The organism is Collinsella sp. AF38-3AC (assembly GCF_003474365.1).
GTDB lineage: Bacteria > Actinomycetota > Coriobacteriia > Coriobacteriales > Coriobacteriaceae > Collinsella.
The window spans coordinates 1-19869 of record NZ_QROM01000002.1 but is presented as its reverse complement, the minus strand read 5'-3'; the positions used below and the strand labels follow the sequence as shown (position 1 = coordinate 19869).

Below are 19869 nucleotides of genomic sequence, written 5' to 3'. Positions count from 1 at the left end.
AAGTGTTTGGTCAGCATCTGGTTTGCAGCCGGAGGCCTATTTTGCCCGCGCTTGCCTCGGTTGCTCGCCCTCCTCGTAAGCTCAAATTGAGGTCCATCAGTTTGAGGAGGATGCCATGACTGACCAAGTTTTTGACCGAGCAGAGCTGGCCGAAGCCGTCGGCAACGATATTGCCGACATGGCTCACTTTTGGATGCTGCGGAAGTTTCAGTTTTTGGAGTCGGCGCGCGAACAGTTCGAGATCATTGTCGATCCGTGGCTCAGCTATTGCACCGAACCTTCTCAAAACGAAATCATGGCCTACAACATGGCGTTTACCGATTGGCTGCTGTTTGAGCGCCCCTATCGCCATGGCGAGACGCTGCTCGAGCTATATGTGGATGAGCCGCCAGCATCGATTTTGCCAGCCTCGCTCAAGCGGCTCGAGCAGGTGCGCGACACGCAGTACTTCTCTCGCTTTGGCATTTTGGATAAGGATCCTGCGTCCGGCATGGTCGCGCTGAAGGACACACGCACCGATCATCGCTTTGATGTCTACAATCCCCATATCGTGCAAAAGGAGCATTGGAATGACGGCGCGATCGCGGTGCGCATCGCGTGCGTTGACGATGTCTGGCTTGCGGTGGGACAGCTCTACCTATATGACATCGCGCGCCTGAACGACACGGCGGTCGACGGGCCGGGTGCGGTGCATCCCGAGGATCTGCAGGACGGCTTTGACACCTCGTTCATCAGCTTCTTCTTGCGTCTGGTCCGCGACGTCATGGGCGCCCAGGGGCGGTACGTAAAGTCCCTCAACATCTACGAGCAAGAGTGGGAGTAGGGGATGGGCAGCTGTCGCCTGCCTTGCCCTCTGTCTTTATGTCTCGATCAGTAACGTTTAGGGACAAAAAACCGGTCTACCTGTTACAGATCGAGACGAATGCTTGGGCGCTGCTGATTTGTCTAAATCTGTAACGTTTAGGGGCCTGGAGAACGTCTAACTGTTACAGATCGAGACGTTTGGCACCTGGTTGGGGGAATGTCTCAATCTGTAACATCTACAGGCTGAAAGTCGACCTTACTGTTACAGATTGAGACAAAGGCTGGACGCACGACTGAAAATCTCGATCTGTAACAACTAGAGGCTCAAAGACTGTCTTCCTGTTACAGATCAAGACATTTGTCAGCGGAGGCAACGGTGACAATGGTCCATTTGTCTGACGTGGTGGTGATGGAAGTGTCTAATACCGTTTTCAAACACAAGCATACGACTCGCAACACGTTGGCACGGAACAGGATGCTCGCGCGGCTCACGGAGGCGACCGAGCAAGGTGCACTGCTCGCAACGCATGACAATGCCGAGCTCATGTGGCTGCGACGCCATGTTGGAACCGACGATATCGCGGAGCCCGAGTCGTATCTGTTCTGTTTTCAACATGATTGGGATACGTTGACACCGGCGGAGCGAGCGCTGCGTACCATCAAAGGGTTTGCAGAGTTTCATCCCGATTGGGCGTTTTGGGGTTATGACGCGGCACTTTTGTGGGGTTTGGAGGTGCCGAATGATCTGCTTGGGCCACGATATCTTGTTAAGACGGGTTGCTCGGTGACGTTGAGCAGCGGGTGCAGGTTGTTGCGTCCACAGGTGGCGGGCACGCTCGAGCGTGTTGATGGCGTGCGGGTGACGTCGTTTTGGAGCACGGTGGAGGATTGCTTGCTGCGTGCGCCGTTCTCCTACGGGTTGGCGATTGCCGATTCTGCACTGCGGGCGAAAGGTGTATCACGTGGGGATTTGTGCGAGCGCCTCCGCGCCGATTGCGAGGGCAGGCGAGGGTATCGCAGGGCACAGGTGATCGCGTCGTATGCGGATGGGCTGTCCGAAAACGGCGGCGAGTCGCGGTTCCGAGCGTTCTTTATTGCGTACGGCTTTCCGGTTCCGGAGCTGCAGGTGGAGTTTCGCGACCCGCTCGATCCGAGCCAGGTGTTTCGGGTTGATTATTTCTGGAAGCTCGAGGACGGGACATGTGTCATCGGCGAGCTCGACGGGAAGGGAAAGTATACCCTGCAGGATGGTGGGGATCGGGAGTCGGTCGACCCATTCGTGGCAGAACGTCAGCGAGAGTCTCATCTGACGATGCTCGGGCACAAGGTGCTTCGGTTTACGTTTGATGAACTCAAGAACCCGGGGAAACTGGATGAAAAGATGAGACTGGCGGGAATTCAACAGCGGGCCGATCTGGCTGAGGAATGGAGACGCCAGTGGTATGGGTGCTAAGGGGTGCAACTGACGCGAATGTGGTTGTTCCTGCCGAGTTTGTCTCGATCTGTAACATCTAGTGGCCCAAAAACCGGGTTTACTGTTGCAGATCGAGACGTTCGGCACACACGGCTGGGACATCGCCGCGCTGGCCTCTCTATCCTCGCATCCTCCCTTTTCTCCGTTAACCGATACATCGACTGCATCTCCGTCGCCTTGGGCGATAATGGACAAATGTTCAAGTTAATCGTGAGGGAGGAGCTCGATATGGCGTCTGCCGATCGTTCCACGTTGTTTATCAATGCGACCGTCCTGGATGGTTCGGAACATATGGAGTCGCAACCCGATATGGCCGTGACTGTTGAGCGCGGCGTCATCACCTGGATGGGGCCGAGTGCTGTGGCGCAGGCGCCCGCGGGTGCCGAGGTCATCGACCTGGGTGGTGCGTATCTCATGCCCGGTCTCATCAATATGCACGTGCACCTGTGCGGTTCGGGCAAGCCTGTCTCGGCCGGCGATGCGGGAGCGCTGATGAAGAAACTCGATAATCCCGTGGGCCGTGCCATCGTCCGCCGCATCCTCAAGGGCAGTTCCCAGCAGCAGCTGGCAAGCGGCGTGACCACGGTGCGCGGCGCGGGCGATCCGTTGTTTGCCGATCTCGCCGTGCGCGACGCTATCGACGCCGGCAGATATCAGGGTCCGCGCCTGGTAGCGCCGGGAACGGGCGTCACGGTGCCGGGCGGCCACGGTGCGGGCTTGTTCGCGCAGGTGGCCAACAGCCCCGTCGAGGCAGCCGAGCAGGTGCGAGACCTGTATGCGCGCGGTGCCGATGTCATCAAGCTGTTCGTGACGGGCGGCGTGTTCGACGCTACCGAGGTGGGCGAGCCTGGCGTGCTGCGCATGCCGGTCGAGGTTGCCGCGGCGGCGTGCAAGGCGGCGCACGAGGTGGGCCTGCCGGTTATGGCTCATGTCGAGAGCACCGAGGGCGTGAAGGCTGCGCTTCAGGCCGGGGTCGATACGATCGAGCACGGTGCCCCGATGACGCCCGAGATCTTGGAACTATACCGCGGCGCCGCGGGCACACAGCTTGAGGATCGTGCACCCAGCGTCACCTGCACTATCAGCCCGGCGCTGCCGTTTGTGCTGCTCGACCCGGAGAAGACCCATTCGACCGATACGCAAAAGAAGAACGGCGATATCGTGTGCTCGGGTATTATCGAGAGCGCTCGTGCGGCGCTGGCGGCCGGTATCAAGGTAGGCCTGGGCACGGACTCGAGCTGCCCGTTTGTGACGCAGTACGACATGTGGCGTGAGGTGGCCTATTTTGCCAAGTATGTCGGCGTGAGCAATGCCTTTGCGTTGCATACGGCCACGCAGGTCAATGCCGAGCTGCTGGGGCTGGGCGGCGAGACCGGTACGATCGAGTGCGGCAAGGCCGCCGATATCCTGGTGACGCGCGAGAATCCTCTGGATGATCCGTGTGCCTTGCGTGAGCCGGTACACGTAATGTGCCGCGGCGATCTGGTGCGCAAGCTGAAGGTGAAGCGCATCCCCGAGGTGGATGCCGAGCTCGACGCGATTATGGCCATGCCGGCCGAGGCGCTGGCCGAGGAGTTGACTCGCGACGGCGTGGCGTAGATGTGACAAAGGGACGACTCCATTACCGCATGCAAAAAGCCGAGGTCTCAACACGAGGCCTCGGCTTTTTTATCGAACAAATACTTAAGATTTGGGACAAACAAACCTGATTAATTTGTCCCGCGTGCGGGCGCTAGGAGCGCGTTTCCATCTTGGCGTGGCACTTGGGGCAGGTGACGCGGATTTTGCCCTTGCCCTTGGGGACGGAGAGCATCTGGCCGCAGTTGGGGCACTTGAGGTATGCCGTGGTCTTGCGACCCTTCCACATCTTCTTGGCCGTGCGCTTGGCGCGCTCAAAGTCTTCCTTGCTCGTTCCGGCTGCACGCGAGGCGCCTGTCGCTGAGGTGCCGCCGCCCAAACTGGCGACGAACTTGCCTAGGCCGGGGACGTTTGCGGTCACGGCGACAAAGGCCGCGTTCTCCTTGCGGCGCGCGTCGATGTTTTTGGACAGGCCGCGCAGCACGCCGAGCACGATCACGGCGATGGCGATCCAGCTGAGCCACTGGATGCGGGCCATCGATCCGATCATCGCGATGACGATGCCGGCAAAACCCATCACGATGGTGAGCTCGTCAGCACCATTGCGACCCTTCATAAAGTCATTCATGTAAATTGCCTTTCGTTCGATATGCTGCACGCCTTTATACCCGATTTAGAGCAAGGGGGACAGGTTAATCTGCGCCAATGTGGCGTAGACGTACCCGTCCCTGATGCACCATGATGGTGTAATGCAACCTGTCCCCTTTGCATCAGTTACTTGGCGAGCTTGTCGACGACGCGTTCGATCTCGGCGAGCTTAGCGGCTTTGAGGTCTTCGTCGCCCGATTCGATTGCCGAAGTCACGCAGCCCTCAATATGCGCCTTGAGCACGTCGGCGTTAATGCGCGCGAGGAGCGCCTGTGTGGCCATGAGCTGCGTGGAGATATCGACGCAATAGCGGTCCTCCTCGACCATCCGCAGGATGCCATCAATCTGGCCGCGCGCCGTCTTGAGCATGCGGGTCACCGATTTATGGTCTGCCATCATGGCGGGTCCTCGTTTCTGGTCGGGGGGGTACGTGCGGGTCGTTACGCGGCGGTCACCGAAAGGGCGTGGAACTTCTCGCCGGCGCCCTCGACGGCGGCAGCGAGCTGCTCGGCGGTCACGGTGTCGGCGCACTCCACCTGTACGGTCTGAGTCTCGTGGTCGGCGTCGGCGTCGGTCACGCCTGCCACGTTGAGCAGTGCCGTCTCGACAGTAGCATCGCAGTGGCCGCACATGAGGCCGGAAGTCTTAATTTTGTAACGCATGGATATTCCTCTCTGTTGTGTCGGCTTTCCCAGGCACCCGACCTTGACCTTCAAGCCGTCGCTCGCGTACCAAAGTACGCGTCGCTCCTCTTTCAGGTCAATCTCGGGCACCCGGAAAACCCGTTCTAAATGGACGTAATAGTGATCCTATTTTGCCACTTTGGGCTTAAAGGATTTTAGACGCAGGGCGTTGCTTACGACACATACGCTCGACAGGCTCATGGCCGCGGCGCCAAACATCGGCGAGAGCTGCCACCCGGTGAGCGGGAAGAACACGCCCGCCGCCAGCGGAATGCCGATGCCGTTGTAGAACAGTGCCCAGAACAGGTCCTGCTTGATGTTGCGGATCGTGGCGCGCGAAAGCTCGATGGCACGGGCGACGTCCATGAGGTCGCTGCGCATGAGTACCACGTCGGCGCCCTCCTTGGCGATGTCGGCACCGGTGCCGATGGCAAGGCCCACGTCGGCGCGCGCCAGGGCGGGGGAGTCGTTGATGCCGTCGCCCACCATGGCCACCATGCTGCCTGCGTCCTGCAACTCGCGCACATGGCGCTCCTTGTCGGCGGGAAGGATGTCGGCGATGACCTGTTCGCTGCTCAGCCCCACGCGGCGGGCGATGGCCTCGGCCGTCACGCGGTTGTCGCCGGTGAGCATGCGCACGTCGACGCCGAGCTTGCGGAGCGCGGCGATGGCCTCGGCACTCGTTTCTTTGACCTCGTCCGCCACGGCAATGGTACCGACAAGCTCGCCGTTTTTGGCAAAGAACAACGGCGTTTTGCCCTCGGCAGCGAACTGCTCGGCAAGGTCAGCGGGCACCTCCACGCCCAGCTCGTCCATCAGGCGCGCGTTGCCGGCGGCGATGGCGTTTTGCCCCTCGCGTGCCGTAACGCCGCGACCGGGCGCAGCGGTAAAGTCCTCAACCGCGCGAGCGACAATGCCGCGTGTCTCGCACTCGGCCATAATCGACTCTGCCAGCGGGTGCTCGCTCTGGCGTTCCAGCGCAGCGGCAAGCTTCAGTAGCGCCTTCTCGCTCATCGTGGGAGAGCCGTCGGCGCGCGTCGCCACCACAATGTCCGTCACGCAAGGTTTGCCGCGGGTGACGGTGCCTGTCTTGTCGAGCACGACGGTGCCCACGCTGCGCAGGTTCTCCAGTGCCTCGGCGCTCTTAAATAGAATGCCCATTTCAGCGCCCTTGCCGGTGCCCACCATAATGGCGACGGGCGTGGCCAGACCCAGTGCGCACGGACAGCTGATCACCAGCACGGCCACGGCGGAGGTGAGCGCTTCGTTCATACTGCCGGTCAGTGCCATCCACGCCGCAAAGGTCGCTGCCGAGATCACAAACACCACGGGCACGAACACGCCAGCGACCTTATCGGCCATGCGGGCGATGGGCGCCTTGGTGGCATTGGCGTCCTCGACGAGCTTGATGATCTTGGCGAGCGACGTGTCGGCGCCCACACGCGTGGCGCGGAAGGTAAACGAGCCCGTGCGGTTGACGGTGGCGGCGTTGACGGTGTCGCCGGCGGTCTTCTCCACGGGGATGGACTCGCCGGTGAGCGCGCTCTCGTCCACGGCCGAGCTGCCCTCGAGCACCACGCCGTCGATGGGGATGGACTCGCCGGGGCGCACGCGCAGGACCTGGCCGGGAAGGATGCTGTCGACGTCGACGGTGGTTTCGGTGCCGTCATCGGCAACGACAGTCGCGGTTTTGGGCGCCAAGTCGATGAGTGCCTCGATGGCGCCGCCGGTTTTGGATTTGCTGCGCGTCTCGAGGTATTTACCCACGGTGACGAGCGATAGGATTGTGCCCGCACTCTCAAAATACAGGTTGTCCATGCCCGTCATCATGGCCTCGTGGACCTGCCCCGCGGCTAGTTGGTCGGCCATGATGAACATGGCGTAGAGCGACCAGGCGATGGCCGCGGTGGCGCCAACGGCGATAAGGGCATCCATGGTTGGCGCGCCGTGCGCGAGCGATTTAAACCCGTTGATAAAGTATGCGTCGTTGACGTAGACGATGGGGATGAGCAGGACGAGCTCGGTGAGCGCGAGCGTCATGCTGTGGGTGTGGTCGGTGAAGACGCCAGGCAGCGGCCAGCCGAGCATATGCCCCATGCCTATATAGAACAATGGGATGAGGAAGACGATCGAGGCGATGAGGCGGGTGCGCATGGCGGAGGCGGCGGCCTCCAGCTTTTTGGTGGGCGGCTCCATATGGGTGGCGCCGGATTGGGCTTGCGCGCTGCCGTTTAAGCCGACGGCACCGGTGCCCGCATCGATGGGCGAGGCAGAGTACCCTGCGCGATCGACAGCGGTGCAGATATCGTCGGGGGTGACCTGCGCGGGGTCGTAGTCGACCAACATGGAGCCGGCGAGCAGATTGACCGCGACGCTCTGGATGCCGTCGAGCTTGCTCACGGCGCGGTCCACGTGCGCCTGGCAGGCGGCGCATGTCATGCCGCCCACGTCGAACTTATCTTGAGCCATGGCTTCTCCTTTCTGTGACGTAGCGTCGGAAATGTTAACCAGCTGATACTATACACCCATACCCCCTGGGGGTGTCCAGTGGAGATTGAAATGTATGACATTCTGATTATTGGTCGAGGTGATAGCCAGGTCGGCGGACCGTAGCCGGTCTAATGTCTCAATCTGTAACAACTAGACCCGTTTTTGTCGAGTAACTGTTACAGATCGAGACATTGCATCGAGCCACAACTTAACGTCTCAATCTGTAACACCTAAGGACCGTTTTTCCTGATAGATGTTACAGATCGAGACAGATCGCCCGCGGCCAACTCAAATGTCTTGACCTGTAACATCAAGAGAGGTTTTTGACCCCTTACTGTTACAGATTGAGATGTTGTCTCGCGGGGCTGGGGTTTGTCTCGTTCTGTAACATCTAGACCTGTATCTGCCGAGCTAATGTTACAGATCGAGACAATTGCCGGGGAGGGGTCCCGTCACGGCAAGACGCCCGCTCCCTAGATACAGAATCCGGGAATCACGCAGGTTCGCTTGTTTGGCTTTTCCGCAGGCGTTGCGTACGTAAAGACGTCGCCGTCGTGCCCCACGCGGTTCATATAGAGTGTGCCTTCGCTCTCCGATGTGTCGGGGCTCACCGTGCGCTCCCACCAACAGGTGTCCTTGCCCTTCCACTGGCGGACCATCGTCTCGTTCGTGGTATACGGACTTACCTTGAGCTCGCGGAAGAGTTGGTATTCCTTGCCCTCGCCGTTGTAGATATCTGCCAGGTAGTGAAAGTCCTCGGTAAATGACTCGGGTGGCTGATTGCCGTAGAGCTCGACCATGGCGGGCAGCCAAAGGGTTGCGGGCAACTCGCTCAGACACGATGCACTGTTGGCGGCGCCGACGTTGTTCGAGATCTTCTTAACCTCTTTAATAAGTGCGCGCAGCTCGCTTGGCAGCAGCTTGAGGCCGTCGCTGTCGAGCCATTCTCGCAGTTCGCAATCTGCCCAGCCGGCGTTCAATGCCTGCGTTGCGGCATCGCGCTCGGCAATACCTGCGTCGAACATAAACGTTAACCCGGCCTTGCCCGTCCCGTCCAGAAGCTCATCGTGGCGGATGCCCACAAGCTGCGCGCCAACCTGCAGTCCGTTGGTGAGCGTGACACGCTTGGTACACGGATAGGGGATATGCCCGTCGTCGTCGAGCAGATGATAGCGCTTGGCAATCTCGCGTGCCTCGCTACGGGACTCCGCTGCCTTAATCTTGAGCGAAATCTCCTGCAGCTGATCCCAGGTGTAGTCGTCAAGTGAGCTGCGGATGCCGTCGAGGTAGTCGGGAATGCCAAAGCCATGAGTGGCGGCGCCGATGACGCCGAGTCCCGCGACGGCAGCGGCAACGCCGCCGATGATAAAGCGCCGGCGGGTCATGGTGTCGCGTTGAGCCTGCTCCAGGATTTCTTGTGCGCGTTCAGCGGCGACGTCGACTGTAAGATGGGTGCCGGTATCGATATCGACCGCGGTCTCGTTGCCCATGCCTTCGCTGTCTTTGGATTCGGCGGTGGGGAGGTAGGACGAGAGCACCTCGAGCATCTGCTGCTCGGTGGGACGATCGCACTGCTCGACTGAGATGCCTTTCATGATGATCTGGACGAGCGCTTCGTCGTCATTGCATCGCGGCTCGAGCGGCGCTGGCTTGGTCTTGGTCTTTATGAGGTAGAACGAGCCGGTTGCCGCGGCACCCGTCGACTCGACATCGAACGGCTTGCGACCGCTGTAGAGCTGGTACAGAATGCTCGATAGCGCATAGACGTCAATCGCCGGCGAGCGGCGAAGGGCCGCGATGCCTTCGATATCCTGCGTGAGCATCTCGGGCGCGGCGTATGCGGGCGTGGCAAAGCGCCAGATGTCGGCGCGCCGGGTGATCGTGTCGTCGCCGAGGGCCATGGTCGCGGAGCCCATGTCGATGAGACAGGGGTCAAAGGAGCAATCGGCGATCTGTTGCTCGAGCGTTCGACTGGTGGTGCGGAACATGATATTGGCGGGCGACAGGTCGCGATGGACGACCGGGGTAACGAGCCCTTGGGTCATCAGGAGTGCGCGAAGCACGGCGTTTCCAACGGCAGCCACCATCTGGGTGGTTAGCCCGCCCGAGGCATCGTGCGGAAGCAAAGGCAGCGCCTGCTTGAGCGAGGTGCCCTCGACCCACTCCATGAGGATGAGCGGGTCGTCCTCGCACGATCCATAGCCATAGACGCGCGGAAATCCGCGCAGGTGCGAGACGGTACACAGATGACGGTACTCCTCGAACAGCGCGGCGGTGTTGGCCAGGTGCGCAGCTGCTTGCTCGGCGGAGCGATCGGGCATCTGGTCGGAAAGGATGGCGTTGTCCTTGAGCAGCTTGACGGCAAAGACCTCGCCGCTCGTGTTGGTCGCGCGCAGTACCTGTCCGATATTGCCGTCGCTGCGATAGGGCGTTTGGAGGATAAGCGTCATGAAACGGCGCTTGGCATCGTCTTCCGCGCTCGGATTGACCGCCACGGCGGTGTCGAATGTGTCGAGACGGATGAGTTTGCTGCCACGAACGGGATCCATAGTGTTCACAACGTTCCTTTGTTTATAGGGGTTGGCCGTATGCTCATACTAAAAGTACGGACATCGATAGAACCTATGATAGACGGCTCTGATGAAAAGTGAATGTTCATTGTCGCAATTATTGCGTGCAGCACGACGCAAACGGCGGAAAGGCGGAGGACGATTGGTCGCCGTCCGCCTTTCCGCGCTAGTCCACAATGACAAGGAATGTCGTGTAGAGGCCCAGATGGAGCCTGTCGCTGTTTTCGATTTCCACCGGGGGATAGACTTTGCCGGGCTCTCGTTGGTCGCGGGGCGGCTCAATCACAATATCGCCGTCGCCCGCGCCCGATTCGAGCACTGTGCCGTTGGTCGACCCAAGGCCCTGGGCGTACCAGTGCCCGCCCTCGAGCCAAATGCGGAGATGCTCGCGCGATGCATCAGCGCCTACATCGGTGATGCTGGGCGAGGTTTTGGGCAAGGACCCAATTACCGTGCCGCGCGGATCGCGTGTGAGGGGATGGATTTGCATGTCGGCGCAGTTGTCGGCATGGGTTCTGAGCAGACCGAGGTTGGGGGCGACAGTGCGCGGCTGCTCCAGGCTGCTCATAAAGCCACGTCCGACGGTAGTTTCGGTGGTGCCAAAGTGCCCGCCTGTCTTGCTGTCGCAAAAGCGCTCGACGGTGGCCACGCCTTGGATGGGGTCAGCGAGCGCCCCCGTTGCCACAAAGAGCATAAGGTAAAGCGTGCTCTTCTCGCGCACGGTATTGCCGTCAAAGTTATCGATGTGATTGAGGGCATTTGCATATAGGCGGCTGTCCAGCTTGTAGCTGGCGAGAGCTGACATCATTTCGTTGGCTGCCGGACCACGATAGTGCTCGGCGATTGCCTGATAGGCGGACTCGCCGCCGCCGAGCTTGCTGCAGATTGCCGCGGAAATGTTGAGCGTGGTGACGGTAAAGTCGCTGTAGATGGCGGGTGCGTACTGGTCGGGCTCGCGATGGACGATGTAACGGGTGAGATACGAGCGGTTGGAAGAGCATTTCTCGAGCAAGGTGCTGCCGAGATAGGAGTTTCCATTGATAAGCATTCGGGCGATTTCGAGATGCTTAAGACCGCCGAACGAGCGAATATCGTTATAGAGGACCGAGCAAGGCGTCTCTGCTGCCACGGATACCTCCTTTGATTGCTTCCTAGCCAATATGGCGATAGGAATTAATGCCCCCCCGGTGGGCCACGTATTAAATGGCTGCGCAATATATGGCGTAACCAAAGCAACATTATAGGCCACATGTTCGAAATTGCAGGAAGACTGAGAGATTTGGTTTGGACTGGACGGAAATTCCCCTCTGTCTTGATCTGTAACAATTGGGACCGATTTTGCTGCGTAACTGTTACAGATTGAGACGTTTCTGAACCGTGTCGACCGTTTGTCTCGATCTGTAACACGTAGAGGAAGATTTGCCCTGTAGATGTTACTGATTGAGACAATCAGCCGGGCCCGCCTCGGGCCCGTCTCGTCCGCCCCGTCATCTGTGGTTTACGTGGGGGCATGCGAAGCACGGGTATACTTACCGGCGGCGAATCTGCTCCATCGCTTAGGGCTGCTGCGTCTGGACGGCGCGTGATAGGGCTGCCAAAGCGATCGCCAGCGTGCTGAGCAACGTCCTCTCTGTGCGCACCTATTTTTGTATGTATTAGCGCACTACCAAGCACGCCCGCGCGGCCGCATGCCGTGCCCATTGCGCGTGCAGATAAGGAACAACAACATATGCGTAATTCTGTATCCGACGTCACCGACGCCGAGATCCTGGACGAGGCCCGCGAGGCCATGAGCCAGGCTGCCTTCGATGCTGCCGACGAGGCCAATGCTGCCCAGGCCGTCGAGTCCGCGACCGAGAACCTGCCCGCCTTTGACGAGCTGGGACTTTCCGACGAGATGCTCCGTGCCATCGAGAACCTGGGCTACACGGCGCCGACGCCTGTTCAGGCTGGCTCGATTCCCGTAGTGCTCGAGGGTCGCGACCTGCTTGCCGCCGCTCAGACCGGCACCGGCAAGACGGCCGCCTTCTTGCTGCCGACCATGAATAATCTGGAGCACATCGCTCCTCCCAAGCCTGTGCACGAGCGCGGCGGTCGCAACCGCCGTCGCGGTGCTAAAAAGCCCGAGGGCAACGGCCGTGGCCCCGTGATGCTCGTCATCACCCCCACGCGCGAGCTCGCACAGCAGATCGACGAGGTCGCGAGCAAGATCGCCGACGTCACCGGCCATGTCGCCGTGACCGTCGTGGGCGGCGTGAGCTACAAGCCGCAGACCGCTGCCCTCAAGTACGGCTGCGACATCCTGGTCGCCACGCCGGGCCGTCTGGTCGATCTGATCGAGCAGGGCGCCTGCCACCTGGACGAGGTTAAGGTCCTGGTGCTCGACGAGGCCGACCGCATGCTCGACATGGGCTTTTTGCCCGCCGTCCGCCGCATTGTGCGCGAGACGCCGGCCGAGCGCCAGACGCTGCTGTTCTCGGCGACCCTCGACGAGGAGGCCGTGGGCGAGATTACCGACCTGGTGAGCGACCCGGCCCGCGTGGAGATCGCGCCCGCCACGTCGACCGCCGACACCGTCGACCAGTTTGTGTTCCCGGTGTCCATCGAGGCCAAGAACAACCTGCTGCCCGAGTTCCTCAAGAAGGAGGGCCCGGAGCGCACCATCGTCTTTATGCGCACCAAGCACCGCGCCGACAGCTGCTGCCGTCGTCTGGAGCGCAAGGGCATCAAGGCCGCTGCGATTCACGGCAACCGCAGCCAGGCCCAGCGCGAGCGCGCGCTTTCTGCCTTCCGCGACGGCACCGTTGACGTACTGGTGGCGACCGACGTGCTCGCCCGCGGCATCGACATTAGCGACGTGCGCTACGTCGTGAACTTTGACGTGCCGGCCGAGCCGACCGACTACATCCACCGCATCGGCCGCACGGGCCGCGCCGGCGAGCTAGGCTGGGCCATCACGTTTGTGACCGAGCAGGACGTCGATGAGTTCTACGAGATCGAGAAGCTCATGGACAAGACGGCCGACATCTACGAGGCCGGCGACCTGCATGTGGGCCCCAACCCGCCCGCCGTCGATCCCGAGCGCGACCCTGCGGCCTTTAAGGTGAAGAAGAAGACCAAGCGCGGCAAGTCCAAGAGCAAGAAGAAGCTTGAGCAGGCACGTCGCGACGGCAAGCGCAACGGCGATGACTACGGCGATGTGGCCGGTCGTTCCAACCGCGGTCGCGACGAGCGTCGCGGCGACGGCGAGCGTCCGAGCCGTCCCAAGCGCGGCGGCAAGATCCGCGTGCGCGAGGGCGTTCAGGCTCGCGTGGACGAGGCTGTTGAGAGCGTGGCCCGCGAGGTGGCTGCCGAGGAGCGTGCTGGCGCTGCCGAGCAGGTCCCGCGAGGCAACCGTGCCGAGCGCCGTGCCAAGCAGTTCCAGGGCGAGGCGCATCGCCGTCGCCGCGAGGACGAGGACCGCGGCGGTCGTCGCCGTGTTGAGCGCGAGGACGAGGGCCGTGGCTCGCGCGGCGGCAAGCGTGGCTCGGGCGATCGTCGTCGTTCCGGTCGCAATGACGAGCGCGGCGGGCGCGATGAGCGCCGTGGCGGCGAGGGTCGCGGTGAGCATGGCGCCCGCAGCGGTGAGTCCCGTGGCGGCAAGCGCTTTGAAGAGCGCGGTGGCCGCGGCGGCGAGCGTCGCGAGGGCGCTCGCGGCAATGGTGGGCGCAGCGGCGCTGGGCGTTCCGGTGAGTCGCGCGAGCGTCGCGATCCGCGTGCCAGCCGCGATCGTCGCGATGACTGGCGCAACTACGACGATACCCGCGAGGAGCGTCGCGGCGGCTACCGTGGTGGTCGCGGCGGCAACCAGGCCGGTTCCCGTGGCGGCCGCGCCGGCGGTCGCGATAACCGTGGCAGCTGTGGCAACAGCCGTGGCGGCAAGCGTGGCGGCAGCTCCCGTCGTCCCGGCGACGGCGGCGGCAAGCGCAAATAACATACGCATCGCACGCTAGCGTGAGACAAGCTAAGGGCCCCGAGCAACTACGCTCGGGGCCCTTTTTGGTGCAAAGGGGTCAGAGCAAGGAGTGTCCCTGGGTGCCGGCAGAAAAGGAACGTCCCTAAGTGCCGCATAGCTACCGTTTATCGGAGAATAAATACCGTTCACCGGTCATAATGATTATTCTGGCTTTGGGCTTGTCTACAATAGCTCTCGTAAAAAGAAATGCGGAAGGTTACCGAGTCCCTCGGACGTGGGCCTAACCAAAGTCTTTGAACGGGTGTGTGTCTATGGATGCATTCGCTTGATTTTGGTTGGGCTATATTTATGAAGGGACATGCCGCCATGGGTTTCTTTTCTCGCCTGATGGGCGGTTCGGATGAGCAGAAGACTGCAGCTTCCGAGCTCGAAATCCTCGCTCCCGTTTCCGGCGAGCTTGTTCATCTAGAAAATACCAATGACCCTGCTTTTAGCAGCCGCGCGGTGGGCGATGGCGTTGCCGTGGTTCCCCAAGAGGGAACGGTGTGCGCTCCTGTTTCCGGCACCGTCGCGGCGTTGTTTCCGACTGAGCACGCGCTGGGCATCATGTCCGACGACAGCTCTGCTCAGGTGATGCTGCATATCGGAATCGACACTGTTAAACTTGAGGGCAAGGGCTTCCATGCGCTCGTTGCTCAGGGTGACCATGTCGACGTGGGCCAGCCCCTCGTCGAGGTCGATTTCGACGCGGTTCGCGCCGCCGGCTTCGACCCCACGGTCTTCGTTATCGTGTGCGAGCACTCGGAGAACTCGACTCTTCGTGAGCATGCTTCCGGCCCTGTTGCTGTTAAAGAGCCTGTCGTCTGGCTTTCCGAGTAAATTCTTGTGGTGGGTACCGTGGTTATCAAGCGAGTTTTCAACAATAACGTCGCAATGGTCACTTCGGACGATGGCTCCGAGCTCATCGTCATCGGCTGAGGCCTCTGCTTTGGCCGCCATGCCGGTGATATCATCGACGAGGCGTCGGTCGAAAAGACCTATGCGCTGCAGGAGGGTACCTCCCAGGATTCTCGTACGATTGACCGCTTGGCACATCTTTTGGAGTCCATCCCCACCGTTAACCTCGTGATTTCCGAGGACATTGTTCAGATGCTTCGTCGAGAGCTCAATGTTGATATCAATGACAAGATTCTCATTGCTCTCGCAGATCATATTAGCCTCGCCCTTGATCGCGAGCGCAAGGGCATTCCGTGCGAGAACCCGTTGCTGCTCGAGATCCAGCAGTTCTATCGCAAGGAGTATGCGCTTGCGGGCCGTGCCCTTCAGATTATCAAGGATTACCTGGGCATCGAGATGAGCGAGGAGGAGCAGGGCTTCATCACCTTGCATATCGTCAACGCTACCATGCCGCAGCGCTCTGACCGTCTGATTGTTTCGGTCCAGCTTGTTCGCGACGTGCTCGCGATTGTTTCCGAGCACTATGCCACGACCCTTGACGTCGCCTCGTTGCCGTACGAGCGTTTCGTTCGCCATCTGCAGTTTTTTGCGCAGCGAGCGCTCGATCCCGCGGCGGGGCAGGTCAATGGCGACGCGCTGTTCCGTATCGATGAAACGGTGTATCCGAGGGCGTTCTCGTGCGCGGAGTCAATTGCCGACCGCTTAGCGTCTACCTATAACGTTGTCGTTACCAATGCCGAGAAGAGTTATCTCGCATATCACATTGTTAACCTGCTTGGAGAATCTGGTCTCTAGGCATAACGTGCCCGCACATCGATTGATATAAGACAAGGCTCATGGTCTTGTCCAGGGCACACCTGTCTTAATTTGCGGAAAAGAAAGGGGAGTATCGCTATGACCGCAAAAAAGAAGTTCAATTTCAAAGCGCCGTTGGAGGTGTTCGCGAAGTCGATCGTTCAGCCGATGATGTATCTCTCGGTTGCCGGCATCCTGCTCATCGTGGGCATCATTCTGACCAACAAGACCATCTGCGCCGTGGTCCCCGTGCTGGGCTCCGGCCCGTTCCAGCTTGTGGGCACCGTTGTCTATCAGTCGCTGATGTTTATCATCAACAACCTCTCGATTCTGTTCTGCGTGGGCATCGCCGGCGCCATGGCAAAGAAGAACAAGGGCCATGCTTCGCTTATCGCCCTGATGTCGTTCTTCCTGTTCCTTCAGGCCAATAACATCGTGCTCAACGCCACCGGTTCTCTTGCCGAAACGAGCGGCATGCTCGGCCTTACCGGAACCGGCCAGAGCACCGTTATGGGCATCCAGGTGCTCGATACCGGCGTGTTTGGTGGCATCATTCTTGGTTGCATCACCGGTGCCGTGTTCAACAAGTACTCGAACAAGCAGTTCCCCATTGCCCTTTCGATGTTCTCGGGCGTTCGCTTTCCGTTCCTGATCATGATCATCATTTCCTGGATCATGGGCGCTGGCTTCTGCATCGTTTGGCCTCCGGTTCAGGGTGCCATCTCCTCCGTTGCCGGCATCATTAATGAGTCGGGCAACATCGGTCTGTTTATCTACGGCATGCTCAACAAGCTGCTCGTTCCCACCGGTCTGCACCACCTCATCTACACCCCGTTCCAGTTCTCCGATGTGGGTGGCACCCTTACGCTGGGCGATCAGGTTATCGCCGGCGCCTATCCCATCCGTGTCGCCGAGATGGCAATGACGGGCCAGCCCTTCTCCGATAGCACGTATTTCAACAGCTACGCCTTCAACAACCTGTGGCCCTACATCGGCATCGGTCTCGCCTTTATCTTCACCGCCTACAAGCAGAACAAGGACAAGACCAGGGCTGTCATCATCCCGCTGATCATCACCGCCGTGCTTTCCTGCGTGACCGAGCCCATGGACTTCCTCTTTGTCTTTGCTGCCCCTGTGCTCTTTGTCGTTCACTCGGTTCTTTCCGGCATCTTCCTGGTCCTGCTCAAGGTTCTCTCCGTGCCCGCTTCGACTCAAGGCGGCATCATCAACATCGTGGTTTCCAACCTGGTCCTTGGTGTTGATAAGACCAACTGGCCGGTCATGCTTGTTCTTGGAGTTCTCAACGCCGCCCTTTACTTCTTCCTCTTTACCTTCCTTATCAAGAAGCTCAACCTCCACACGCCTGGTCGCGAGGAGGAGTCCGAGCTCGCCGAGTCCGTTGCCGAGGGCGAGGCCGCCGCGTCTGTCGCGGTGAAGCAGGGCGCTGTTGCCGCGGCTCCCGCAGAGGGCGTCGATGCGGGCATCGCCGATCTGGTCGCAGGTCTTGGCGGCAAGGACAACATCGAGGAGCTCGAGAACTGCTTTACGCGTCTCCGCGTGAACGTTAAGAACCCGGACCTCATCGATGAGAACCTCATCAACCACGTGCCCAACAGCGGCATCAACCGCAACGGCAACAACATTCAGATCATCTTTGGCATGAAAGTCGCCGAGATGCGTGACAAGGTCGAAAACGCAATTGAGAAGGAGCAGTAAACAATGATCATTACTCTGTGTGGTGGCGGATCCACCTTTACCCCCGGCATCGTCAAGTCCATCGCTTTGCGCAAGGACGAGCTCGACGTTGACGAGATTCGTCTGTACGACATCAACGAGGAGCGCCAGCGCAAGATCGGCGTGCTCGTGGACTGGATTTTGCACGAGGACCTTGGTCTGGACATCAAGCTCACGGTGACCACCGACAAGGAGACTGCCTTTACGGACGCGAGCTTCGTGTTTGCCCAGATGCGCGTGGGCGGCTATGCCATGCGCGAGCAGGACGAGAAGATTCCGCTGCGTCACGGCTGCGTGGGGCAGGAGACCTGCGGTTGCGGCGGCCTTGCCTATGGCATGCGCACCATCTTCCCCATGGTCGAGCTGATTGACGACGTTGAGAAGTATGCCAAGAAGGACTACTGGATTCTTAACTACTCCAACCCTGCCGCCATCGTCTCCGAGGGCTGCCGCGTCCTGCGCCCCAACGCTCGCATTATCAACATCTGCGACATGCCGATCGCGATTATCGACGTGGTTTGCGCCGCGCTCGATATCGACAAGAAGGATGTCGAGTACGATTACTTTGGCCTCAACCACTTTGGTTGGTTCACCTCGATCCGCCACAAGGGCGAGGAGGTGCTCCCGCAGCTGCGCGAGTACATCAAGGAGCACGAGATTCTGCTGCCCGATTCTTACCTCAAGGGCATGAGCTCGCTGATGTCCAAGAAGCCCGAGGAGGCCACCGACGAGCATCCCGAGCAGAACCGCCACACCAAGGGCAGCTGGTACTACGTCTGGAAGGGCGAGTACGAGATCATGGAGTGCTTCCCGGAGTACCTGCCCAACACGTATCTGAACTACTACCTGCAGCAGAAGGAGTTCGTCGAGCATTCTAACCCCGAGCGCACCCGTGCAAACGAGGTTGAGGAGACGCGCGAGAAGAACCTCTTTGACGGCATTGACCATTACGAGAAGACGGGCGAGATCGACGAGAACACGTTCTATGCGGGCAGCCACGGCGACTGGATTGCCGATCTGGCTGTTGCTCTGAAGAACGATACCAAGCAACGCTTCCTGGTCATTTGCGAGAACAAGGGCGCTATCCCCAACATGCCCTACGACGCCATGGTCGAGCTGCCTGCCTACATTGGCAAGAGCGGCCCCGAGGTCATCAGCCGCGACAACATCCCGCTGTTCCAGCAGGGTCTTATGATGCAGCAGCTGAACTCCGAGAAGCTCATCGTCGAGGCTACGATCGAGGGTTCGTACGAGAAGGCGCTCAAGGCCTTTACGCTCAACAAGACCGTTCCTTCGATGAAGGTCGCCAAGGAGGTTCTCGACGACATGATCGAGGCCAACAAGGGTTACTGGCCCGAGCTTCGCTAAAGACAGAAGGTCTCTGGCACAAAAGAGCCGCTGACCGTAAAACTTGATCAATGCCCTGTTCGCGTGTTTGCGCGGACGGGGCATTGCCGTTTTGCGCAAAGGGTTGATATGGGGGTGGGCAGCGCCGTCGCATCGAGATTGCCCGAGCCCTGCTGTGCCCAGGCGACGCGGTGATTCTGGACGAGCCCTTTACCGGTCTAGATACCGCTGCGCGCGACGCATGCGCCGAGGTCGTGCTCGACTTGCTCGACGGTCGCATCCTGTTGCTTGCCACGCACGATGCCGTCGACGCTCAGGCCCTCAATATCTCGGATATCATCACGCTCTAAATACTTATTCAGCAACAAAATGATCCGTTTTTTCTCCGTCCCCATGGGGTCGGGTATGGTATTCTATCTGCGGGGTAATACTTAGGAATACCAAGTAATACCAACGCCGTAGAAACAAACTCCAGATGCGGGCCAATCGGGTTGCCTTCACAACCCGTCGCCCAGCCGCGTGGCCCGCATCTATCCGCACCACCGTCGTTTCAAAAAGGAAGCGCCATGGCAGAACACATGACCCCGGTTGTCGCGAAGGTCTTGCCCGAGGAAAAGGCGGCCTTCGCGGCGGCAACTCAGCTCGTAGGTACCACGCCGTCCAACGCCATCCGCATGTTTATCGCCGCGTTTAATCGCTGCGGCACCTTTCCGTTCGACATTTCGCCCAACGGGGCCTTTGGCATTGCGCCCGATTCTCATCGACAATGACCGTCCCAAACTGCCGGCACTTGGGGACGTTCCTTTTAATATGAGCAGGACATTGTCAAGAGGC

Annotated in this window: 16 protein-coding genes and 1 pseudogene; 11 read left to right on the top strand and 6 right to left on the bottom strand. The window is 60.0% G+C overall.

Going from position 1 to position 19869, the window contains the following annotated elements; genetic code table 11:
* Nucleotides 1-115 precede the first annotated feature (115 nt).
* From DW029_RS01410 to DW029_RS01400, 3 genes are all read left to right on the top strand, one after another.
* Nucleotides 116-823, top strand: a complete 708-nt coding sequence (locus DW029_RS01410) for a hypothetical protein (protein WP_118345097.1) — start codon at nt 116-118, stop codon at nt 821-823.
* Between the two features lie 372 nt (nt 824-1195).
* The gene (locus DW029_RS01405) at nt 1196-2257 is read left to right on the top strand and encodes a hypothetical protein (protein WP_147351855.1); all 1062 of its coding nucleotides are present in this window, start codon (nt 1196-1198) and stop codon (nt 2255-2257) included.
* A 249-nt stretch (nt 2258-2506) separates the two neighbouring features.
* Nucleotides 2507-3877, top strand: coding sequence for an amidohydrolase family protein (locus DW029_RS01400; RefSeq protein ID WP_233543760.1), 1371 nt, complete (start codon nt 2507-2509; stop codon nt 3875-3877).
* A gap of 133 nt (nt 3878-4010) precedes the next feature.
* Here the strand turns inward: DW029_RS01400 and DW029_RS01395 are convergent, their stop codons facing one another.
* The 6 genes from DW029_RS01395 to DW029_RS01370 all read right to left on the bottom strand — a co-directional run bounded on the left by DW029_RS01395 (nt 4011) and on the right by DW029_RS01370 (nt 11376).
* Nucleotides 4011-4484: a hypothetical protein gene (locus tag DW029_RS01395; RefSeq protein WP_117763177.1), complete on the bottom strand. Its 474-nt coding sequence runs from the start codon at nt 4482-4484 to the stop codon at nt 4011-4013.
* Between the two features lie 146 nt (nt 4485-4630).
* Entirely contained in the window at nt 4631-4903 is a 273-nt protein-coding gene (locus DW029_RS01390) for a metal-sensing transcriptional repressor (RefSeq protein ID WP_117763176.1), read from the bottom strand.
* A 41-nt stretch (nt 4904-4944) separates the two neighbouring features.
* Nucleotides 4945-5166: a heavy-metal-associated domain-containing protein gene (locus tag DW029_RS01385; RefSeq protein WP_117794748.1), complete on the bottom strand. Its 222-nt coding sequence runs from the start codon at nt 5164-5166 to the stop codon at nt 4945-4947.
* 147 nt (nt 5167-5313) lie between these two features.
* Nucleotides 5314-7656 (bottom strand): cation-translocating P-type ATPase, encoded by a 2343-nt coding sequence (locus tag DW029_RS01380; RefSeq protein ID WP_118345094.1) that lies wholly within the window; start codon nt 7654-7656, stop codon nt 5314-5316.
* Between the two features lie 494 nt (nt 7657-8150).
* Nucleotides 8151-10226, bottom strand: coding sequence for a DUF6273 domain-containing protein (locus DW029_RS01375; RefSeq protein ID WP_118345093.1), 2076 nt, complete (start codon nt 10224-10226; stop codon nt 8151-8153).
* Between the two features lie 187 nt (nt 10227-10413).
* Entirely contained in the window at nt 10414-11376 is a 963-nt protein-coding gene (locus DW029_RS01370; RefSeq protein ID WP_118345092.1) for an FHA domain-containing protein, read from the bottom strand.
* Nucleotides 11377-11976: 600 nt separating this feature from the next.
* Between DW029_RS01370 and DW029_RS01365 the strand changes: the two genes are divergently transcribed.
* The 8 genes and pseudogenes from DW029_RS01365 to DW029_RS01340 all read left to right on the top strand — a co-directional run bounded on the left by DW029_RS01365 (nt 11977) and on the right by DW029_RS01340 (nt 19805).
* Nucleotides 11977-14220, top strand: a complete 2244-nt coding sequence (locus DW029_RS01365; RefSeq protein WP_118345091.1) for a DEAD/DEAH box helicase — start codon at nt 11977-11979, stop codon at nt 14218-14220.
* Between the two features lie 348 nt (nt 14221-14568).
* Nucleotides 14569-15081, top strand: coding sequence for a PTS glucose transporter subunit IIA (locus DW029_RS01360; protein WP_158572586.1), 513 nt, complete (start codon nt 14569-14571; stop codon nt 15079-15081).
* 6 nt (nt 15082-15087) lie between these two features.
* Entirely contained in the window at nt 15088-15180 is a 93-nt protein-coding gene (locus tag DW029_RS11840; protein WP_370220030.1) for a CAT RNA binding domain-containing protein, read from the top strand.
* Nucleotides 15181-15288: 108 nt separating this feature from the next.
* Entirely contained in the window at nt 15289-15954 is a 666-nt protein-coding gene (locus tag DW029_RS01355) for a PRD domain-containing protein (RefSeq protein WP_199582439.1), read from the top strand.
* 99 nt (nt 15955-16053) lie between these two features.
* On the top strand, nt 16054-17670 hold the full coding sequence (locus tag DW029_RS01350) for a PTS transporter subunit EIIC (RefSeq protein ID WP_118345089.1): 1617 nt from the start codon (nt 16054-16056) through the stop codon (nt 17668-17670).
* 3 nt (nt 17671-17673) lie between these two features.
* Nucleotides 17674-19056: a 6-phospho-alpha-glucosidase gene (locus DW029_RS01345; RefSeq protein ID WP_118345088.1), complete on the top strand. Its 1383-nt coding sequence runs from the start codon at nt 17674-17676 to the stop codon at nt 19054-19056.
* A 125-nt stretch (nt 19057-19181) separates the two neighbouring features.
* A pseudogene (locus DW029_RS11215) lies at nt 19182-19385 on the top strand (hypothetical protein); the annotation flags it as partial.
* A gap of 216 nt (nt 19386-19601) precedes the next feature.
* Nucleotides 19602-19805: a hypothetical protein gene (locus DW029_RS01340; RefSeq protein ID WP_117798641.1), complete on the top strand. Its 204-nt coding sequence runs from the start codon at nt 19602-19604 to the stop codon at nt 19803-19805.
* The last annotated feature ends 64 nt before the right edge of the window (nt 19806-19869 follow it).

Bases quoted from the DNA above. Each gene is read 5' to 3' on its own strand.
- DW029_RS01410 (WP_118345097.1), top strand. From the start codon at position 116: ATGACTGACCAAGTTTTTGACCGAGCAGAGCTGGCCGAAGCCGTCGGC.
- DW029_RS01400 (WP_233543760.1), top strand. From the start codon at position 2,507: ATGGCGTCTGCCGATCGTTCCACGTTGTTTATCAATGCGACCGTCCTG.
- DW029_RS01395 (WP_117763177.1), bottom strand. From the start codon at position 4,484: ATGAATGACTTTATGAAGGGTCGCAATGGTGCTGACGAGCTCACCATC.
- DW029_RS01390 (WP_117763176.1), bottom strand. From the start codon at position 4,903: ATGATGGCAGACCATAAATCGGTGACCCGCATGCTCAAGACGGCGCGC.
- DW029_RS01385 (WP_117794748.1), bottom strand. From the start codon at position 5,166: ATGCGTTACAAAATTAAGACTTCCGGCCTCATGTGCGGCCACTGCGAT.
- DW029_RS01380 (WP_118345094.1), bottom strand. From the start codon at position 7,656: ATGGCTCAAGATAAGTTCGACGTGGGCGGCATGACATGCGCCGCCTGC.
- DW029_RS01375 (WP_118345093.1), bottom strand. From the start codon at position 10,226: ATGGATCCCGTTCGTGGCAGCAAACTCATCCGTCTCGACACATTCGAC.
- DW029_RS01365 (WP_118345091.1), top strand. From the start codon at position 11,977: ATGCGTAATTCTGTATCCGACGTCACCGACGCCGAGATCCTGGACGAG.
- DW029_RS01360 (WP_158572586.1), top strand. From the start codon at position 14,569: ATGGGTTTCTTTTCTCGCCTGATGGGCGGTTCGGATGAGCAGAAGACT.
- DW029_RS01350 (WP_118345089.1), top strand. From the start codon at position 16,054: ATGACCGCAAAAAAGAAGTTCAATTTCAAAGCGCCGTTGGAGGTGTTC.
- DW029_RS01345 (WP_118345088.1), top strand. From the start codon at position 17,674: ATGATCATTACTCTGTGTGGTGGCGGATCCACCTTTACCCCCGGCATC.
- DW029_RS01340 (WP_117798641.1), top strand. From the start codon at position 19,602: ATGGCAGAACACATGACCCCGGTTGTCGCGAAGGTCTTGCCCGAGGAA.